Genomic DNA, 6220 nt, shown 5'->3' with positions numbered 1-6220 from the left:
GCAGCCCGCCCCGGGCCGCCAGCCCGGTGCGCAGCGCCAGCGCATGGGCGCGCTGGCCGGCCAGATCGGCCACCTCGGCGGGCGCCGCCCGGCTGGCCATGGGTTTGGCCAGCACCGAGGGCGCGGCCGCCTTGAAGCGCACGATCACGCGGGCCTGTGCCTCGTTGCTCGCGCTCGCCGGGGCTGTCGCGGCCGACAGGCCGATAGGCAGGCCGGCCAGGCCCAGGCTCAGGGCCAGCAAAGAGGGACGGAACACGGGGCTGCGTAGGCGCTTCATGGTTTGACCCATTCTGGGCTCGGGCACGCCCAGCGGGCGCGATCAGCGCAGTTTAGAGGGCCGACCTTTGCGTCCGTGTGTAAACAAACGCAAAACCACCCGGGTGTTCGGGCGACCAAGCAAAAAGGCCTTGCCCGTCGCCGGGCAAGGCCTTGATGTCAACAGGACGGGCTGCTTACTTGGAAATCACGCGCACCATCTCGAGCACCTTGTTCGAGTAGCCCCACTCGTTGTCATACCAGGCCACCAGCTTGACGAAGGTGGAGTCCAGCGCGATGCCGGCGTCGGCGTCGAAGATCGAGGTGCGGGCATCGCCGCGGAAGTCGGTGGCCACCACCTTGTCCTCGGTATAGCCCAGCACGCCCTTCAGTGCGCCTTCCGACTGGGCCTTGAACTCGGCGCAGATCTCCTTGTACGAGGCCTCGCTGTTCAGCTCCACGGTCAGGTCCACCACCGACACGTCCGAGGTCGGAACGCGGAAGCTCATGCCGGTCAACTTCTTGTTCAGCTCGGGGATCACGACGCCGACGGCCTTGGCCGCACCGGTGCTCGACGGAATGATGTTTTCCAGGATGCCGCGGCCGCCGCGCCAGTCCTTGTTGCTCGGGCCGTCGACGGTCTTCTGGGTCGCGGTGGCGGCGTGCACGGTGGTCATCAGGCCGCGCTTGATGCCCCACTTGTCGTTCAGCACCTTGGCCAGCGGGGCCAGGCAGTTGGTCGTGCAGGAGGCGTTCGAGATGATGGCCTGGCCGGCGTAGGTCTTGTCATTGACGCCGAACACGAACATCGGCGTGTCGTCCTTGCTCGGGGCCGAGAACACCACCTTCTTGGCGCCGGCGGCCAGATGCTTCTCGCCGCTGGCCTTGTCCAGGAACAGGCCGGTGGCCTCGACGACGATGTCGGCACCGACTTCGTTCCACTTCAGGTTGGCGGGATCACGCTCCTGCGTCAGGCGGATCTTCTTGCCGTTGACGACCAGGGTGTTGCCGTCGACCGCGACCTCGCCGTCGAACTTGCCGTGCACGCTGTCGTACTTCAGCATGTAGGCCAGATAGTCGGGCTCCAGCAGGTCGTTGATGCCGACGACTTCAATGTCCTTGAAGTTGGCGATGGCGGCGCGGAACACCATGCGGCCGATGCGGCCGAAGCCGTTGATACCGATCTTGATCGTCATAGAGGTCTCCTAAGTCAGAAAAGCAAAATCCATGAAAAAGGGGCGCCACGCACCCCTTCGAACTCAAACCATCACGTCTTCAAACGGGCCAGGCCCAGTGCCACCTTGACCGTGTCCACCACATTCTCGGGCGTGAAGCCGAAATGCTTGAACAGCACCGGTGCCGGGGCCGACTCGCCGTAGCTGTCGATGCCGACGACGGCGGCGACGCCGTACTTCCACCAGCCATCGCTGACCCCCATTTCCACCGCGACGCGCGGCAGGCCTTCGGGCAGCACGGCCTTCTTGTACTTGGCGTCCTGGCGGTCGAACACCGTGGTCGAGGGCATAGAGACCACGCGCACCGCGATGCCCTCGGCGGCCAGCGAGGCCTGGGCATGCAGGGCCAGCTGCACCTCGGAGCCGGTGGCGATGATCACGCCCTGGGCCTTCTTCTTCAGGCCCACCTCGGCCGGCTCGCTCAGGACATAGCCGCCCTTGCTGATCTCGTCCAGATTGGCCTTGGGCGCATAGGGCAGGTTCTGCCGGCTCAGCGCCAGCACGCTGGGGCGGGTGGCATTGCCGATGGCCATGGTCCAGGCCACGGCGGTCTCGGTGGTGTCGGCCGGGCGCCAGACGTCCAGGCCCGGGATCAGGCGCAGGCTGGCCACATGCTCGATGCTCTGGTGGGTCGGGCCGTCCTCGCCCAGGCCGATCGAGTCGTGCGTGAAGACATGGATGACGCGCTGCTTCATCAGCGCGGCCATGCGGATCGCATTGCGGCTGTAGTCGCTGAAGGTCAGGAAGGTGCCGCCGTAGGGGATGTAGCCGCCGTGCAGCGCAATGCCGTTCATGATGGCGGCCATGCCGAACTCGCGCACGCCGTAGTTGATGTGGCGGCCGCCGTTGCTTGAGCCATCGGCTTCCAGGCGGAAGGCCGGCGTGCTCTTGGTATTGGTCAGGTTGGAGCCGGTCAGATCGGCCGAGCCGCCCAGCAGCTCGGGCACGGCGGCGGTGAAGGCCTCCAGCGCCAGCTGGCTGGCCTTGCGGCTGGCAACGGTCTCGCCCTTGGTGTGGGCGGCCACCACCGCGTCCACCGCGGTCTGCGCGAAGTTGGCCGGCAGCACGCCGGCCATGCGGCGCTGGAACTCGGCGGCCAGTTCGGGGTGGGCCGTGGCATAGGCGTCGAAACGCTCGTCCCAGGCCTGCTCCAGCGCGGCGCCCTTGGCCTTGGCGTCCCAGTCGGCATAGACCTCGGCCGGCACGACGAAGGGCTCATGCGTCCAGCCCAGCGCCTCGCGGGTCAGCTTGATCTCGTCGCCGCCCAGCGGCTCGCCATGGGCCTTGGCGGTGTTGGCACGGTTGGGCGAGCCCTTGCCGATATGGGTCTTCGCGATGATCAGCGAGGGCATGTCGGTGCTCATCTTGGCCAGCGCGATTGCGGCGTCGACCGCATCGACATCATGGCCGTCGACCGGGCCGATGACGTTCCAGCCATAGGCCTCGAAACGCTGGGCGGTGTTGTCGATGAACCAGGGGGCGACCTGGCCGTCGATCGAGATGCCGTTGTCGTCGTAGATCGCGATCAGCTTGTTCAGCTTCCAGGCGCCGGCCAGCGCGCAGGCCTCGTGGCTGATGCCTTCCATCAGGCAGCCGTCGCCCAGGAAGGCATAGGTGTGGTGGTCCACCACCGCATGGCCGTCACGGTTGAACTCCTTGGCCAGCATCTTCTCTGCCAGCGCCAGGCCCACGGCATTGGTGATGCCCGGGCCCAGCGGGCCGGTGGTGGTCTCGACGCCGGGGGTGATGCCCACCTCGGGATGGCCCGGGGTCTTGCTGTGCAGCTGGCGGAAGGCCTTCAGCTCGGCCATCGGCAGCTCATAACCGGTCAGGTGCAGCAGCGCATAGATCAGCATCGAGCCGTGGCCGTTGCTCAGCACGAAGCGGTCGCGGTCGGCCCATTGCGGGTTGGCCGGGTTGTGGCGCAGATGGCGACCCCACAGCGCGACGGCGATATCGGCCATGCCCATCGGTGCGCCGGGATGGCCCGAATTGGCTTGCTGCACGGCGTCCATGGCCAGTGCGCGAATGGCGTTGGCCATCAAAGTGGGGTTGCTTGCAGCGGTTTGAGCCATGGTGGGTGCGGGCGGAGTTGCGGGTAAACGCGGGATTTTACTTGGCCGCCGGCCCCACCCCAGCTTGACCCAGAGCAAGACCTCGCGGCGCCCGAGCTGGCACGCTGCGCCATGCACTGCCGGAGACACCGATGACCGCACTGACGCTTCGCATCATCCGCGACGAACACCATGCGCTGGCCGCGATGCTGCGCACGATACCGCTGCTGCTGGCCCAACACCGCCAGCAGGGCAGCCGGCCCGATTTCGATGCGCTGCGCGCGATGCTGTTCTATGTCGATGAGTTCCCCGAGCGCCTGCACCACCCGAAGGAAACCGAGCTGCTGTTTCCGAAGCTGCGGGCGCGGGCGCCGCAGTCACGCGAGCTGCTGGACCGGCTCGACGCCGACCATGGCCGCGGCGAGCGCGCGGTGCGCGAGCTGCAGCACCGGCTGCTGGCCTTCGAGCTGCTCGGCGAGCCGCGCCGCGCCGCCTTCGAGCAGGCCGCCCGGCGCTATGTCGACGCCTATCTGCAGCATATGGCGCTGGAGGAGCGCGAGGTGCTGCCGCTGGCCGAGCAGGTGCTCGGCCCCGAGGACTGGGCCGAGCTCGACGAGGCCTTCGCCGGCAACCGCGACCCGCTGACCGGCCATGTGCCGGACGCCGAATACCAGGCCTTGTTCGCCCGCATCCTGAACCTGGTGCCCGCGCCGCTGGGCCTGGGACCGCCAGACTGACCCCCGACGGCGCACCCTACACTTCCGCCCCATGCGAGCCATCATCCTCGCGGCCGGGCGCGGCGAGCGCATGCGGCCGCTGACCGACACCACCCCGAAGCCGCTGCTNCCCCGACGGCGCACCCTACACTTCCGCCCCATGCGAGCCATCATCCTCGCGGCCGGGCGCGGCGAGCGCATGCGGCCGCTGACCGACACCACCCCGAAGCCGCTGCTGAGCGTGCGCGGCAAGCCGCTGATCGTCTGGCATATCGAGGCCCTGGCCGCCGCCGGCGTGCGCGATATCGTGATCAACACGGCCTGGCTGGCCGAGCAGTTCCCGGCCATGCTGGGCGACGGCAGCGCCTGGGGCCTGCGCCTGCATTACTCGGTCGAGGCGCAGGCGCTGGAGACCGCCGGCGGCATTGCCCAGGCCCTGCCGCTGCTGACGGCCGATGGCGACGAGGCCTTCTGGGTGGTCTCGGCCGATGTGTTCCTGCCGGAGTTCCGCTTCGATGCCGATCAGGCCCGTCGCTTCGCCGCCGGCCCGTTGCTGGCCCATCTGTGGATGGTGGCCAACAGCGCGCACCACCCCGATGGCGATTTCGCGATCAGCGCCGAGGGCCTGGCCGCCAACGCGGGCGGGCCGCGCCACACCTGGTCCTGCATCGGCCTGTACCGCGCCGAGATGTTCGCCGGCATAGCCCCGGGCACGCGCGCGCGGCTGCGGCCCTGTCTGGACGCCGGCATCGCCGCCGGCCGCATCGGCGCCGAGTTCTACGCCGGGCCCTGGACCGATGTCGGTACGGTGGCGCGGCTGCAGGCGCTGAACAGCGACTGAGCCGCGCCGGCCTTATTTGGCCAGCGGCTTGGCGATCGTGTCGATGCGGGCCAGCAGCTCGGGCGTCAGCTTGGGCGTGACCGCCAGCGCGCCGAGGTTGTCCTGCAGCTGGCTGAGCTTGCTGGCGCCCAGGATCACGGTGGAGACGCGCGGGTTCTTGTTGACCCAGGCCAGCGCCAGCTGGGCCATCGTGCAGCCCAGCTCGGCGGCAATGCCTTCCAGCGCGGCCACGGCCTGGTTCTTCGCCGGGTCCTGCAACTGCTCGCGCATCCAGGCCATGCTCTCCAGCGAGCCGCGGCTGCCCTCCGGGATGCCGTGCTTGTACTTGCCGGTCAGCAGGCCCGAGGCCAGCGGGCTCCAGGTTGTCAGGCCCAGGCCGATGTCCTCGTACAGGCGGGCGTACTCGGTCTCGACACGCTGGCGATGGAACAGATGGTATTGCGGCTGTTCCATCACCGGCTTGTGCAGATGGTGGCGCTCGGCGATCTCGTAGGCGGCGCGGATCTCGTCGGCGCTCCATTCGCTGGTGCCCCAGTACAGCGCCTTGCCCTGCTTGATGATGTCGCTCATCGCCCAGACTGTTTCCTCGATCGGCGTCAGCGGGTCGGGGCGATGGCAATAGATCAGGTCGACGAAGTCCAGCTGCAGCCGCTGCAGCGAGCCGTCGATGGCCTGCATCAGGTATTTGCGGTTCAGCGTGTCCTGACGGTTCGGCAGGCGCGGCTCGCCGGCGGGCGCGCGCTCCATGCCCCAGAAGAACTTGGTGGAGACCAGATAGTTCAGCCGCGGCCATTTCAGCGCCTTCAGCGCCGCGCCCATCTCGACCTCGCTCTCGCCCATGGCAAAGACCTCGGCAGTGTCGAAGAAGTTGATGCCGGCATCGAAGGCGGCCGCCAGCATCTCGGTGGCGGCCCTGGTGTCGACCTGGTTGTGATAAGTGACCCAGGAGCCCAGGGACAACTCGGAGACTTGCAGGCCGCTGCGGCCCAGACGACGGTATTGCATGGTGTGCTGATGACAGAGAGTGAGCGGACGGGCGCGAGCGTAGCGCACAGCGCGTCATCGTGCTGACGCGGTCGCGACTTGGCCCTGTCATCGCGACTGCGAAGAATGCGCTTT

At 68.0% G+C, this 6220-nt stretch carries 6 protein-coding genes; 2 read left to right on the top strand and 4 right to left on the bottom strand.

Features of this window, described 5'->3' with window-relative positions; all coding sequences use genetic code 11:
* The 3 genes from PO768_RS06480 to tkt all read right to left on the bottom strand — a co-directional run.
* On the bottom strand, positions 1 to 277 hold a 277-nt coding region (locus tag PO768_RS06480; protein WP_272645403.1), incomplete at its 3' end, for a hypothetical protein.
* A gap of 175 nt (positions 278 to 452) precedes the next feature.
* Complete coding sequence (gap, locus tag PO768_RS06475) at positions 453 to 1451, bottom strand: type I glyceraldehyde-3-phosphate dehydrogenase (RefSeq protein ID WP_137944233.1); 999 nt, start codon at positions 1449 to 1451, stop codon at positions 453 to 455.
* 71 nt (positions 1452 to 1522) lie between these two features.
* Entirely contained in the window at positions 1523 to 3565 is a 2043-nt protein-coding gene (tkt, locus tag PO768_RS06470; protein WP_442953187.1) for a transketolase, read from the bottom strand.
* Between the two features lie 131 nt (positions 3566 to 3696).
* Between tkt and PO768_RS06465 the strand changes: the two genes are divergently transcribed.
* Together PO768_RS06465 and murU are read left to right on the top strand one after the other, a co-directional pair.
* On the top strand, positions 3697 to 4281 hold the full coding sequence (locus PO768_RS06465; RefSeq protein ID WP_269839155.1) for a hemerythrin domain-containing protein: 585 nt from the start codon (positions 3697 to 3699) through the stop codon (positions 4279 to 4281).
* A gap of 31 nt (positions 4282 to 4312) precedes the next feature.
* Entirely contained in the window at positions 4313 to 5101 is a 789-nt protein-coding gene (murU, locus tag PO768_RS06460; RefSeq protein ID WP_272645401.1) for an N-acetylmuramate alpha-1-phosphate uridylyltransferase MurU, read from the top strand.
* A gap of 12 nt (positions 5102 to 5113) precedes the next feature.
* Here the strand turns inward: murU and PO768_RS06455 are convergent, their stop codons facing one another.
* Entirely contained in the window at positions 5114 to 6106 is a 993-nt protein-coding gene (locus PO768_RS06455; protein ID WP_272645400.1) for a potassium channel beta subunit family protein, read from the bottom strand.
* Positions 6107 to 6220: the final 114 nt, after the last annotated feature.

The sequence above is a fragment of the Paucibacter sp. XJ19-41 genome, from assembly GCF_028462495.1.
Lineage (GTDB): Bacteria > Pseudomonadota > Gammaproteobacteria > Burkholderiales > Burkholderiaceae_C > Roseateles_E.
Note: the sequence above shows the minus strand (reverse complement) of the source record. Positions and strands in the feature narration are given on the sequence as shown.

What these genes read in the sequence shown, in the direction of transcription:
- gap (WP_137944233.1), bottom strand. Translation starts at nt 1,451, where the DNA reads ATGACGATCAAGATCGGTATCAACGGCTTCGGCCGCATCGGCCGCATG.
- tkt (WP_442953187.1), bottom strand. Translation starts at nt 3,565, where the DNA reads ATGGCTCAAACCGCTGCAAGCAACCCCACTTTGATGGCCAACGCCATT.
- PO768_RS06465 (WP_269839155.1), top strand. Translation starts at nt 3,697, where the DNA reads ATGACCGCACTGACGCTTCGCATCATCCGCGACGAACACCATGCGCTG.
- PO768_RS06455 (WP_272645400.1), bottom strand. Translation starts at nt 6,106, where the DNA reads ATGCAATACCGTCGTCTGGGCCGCAGCGGCCTGCAAGTCTCCGAGTTG.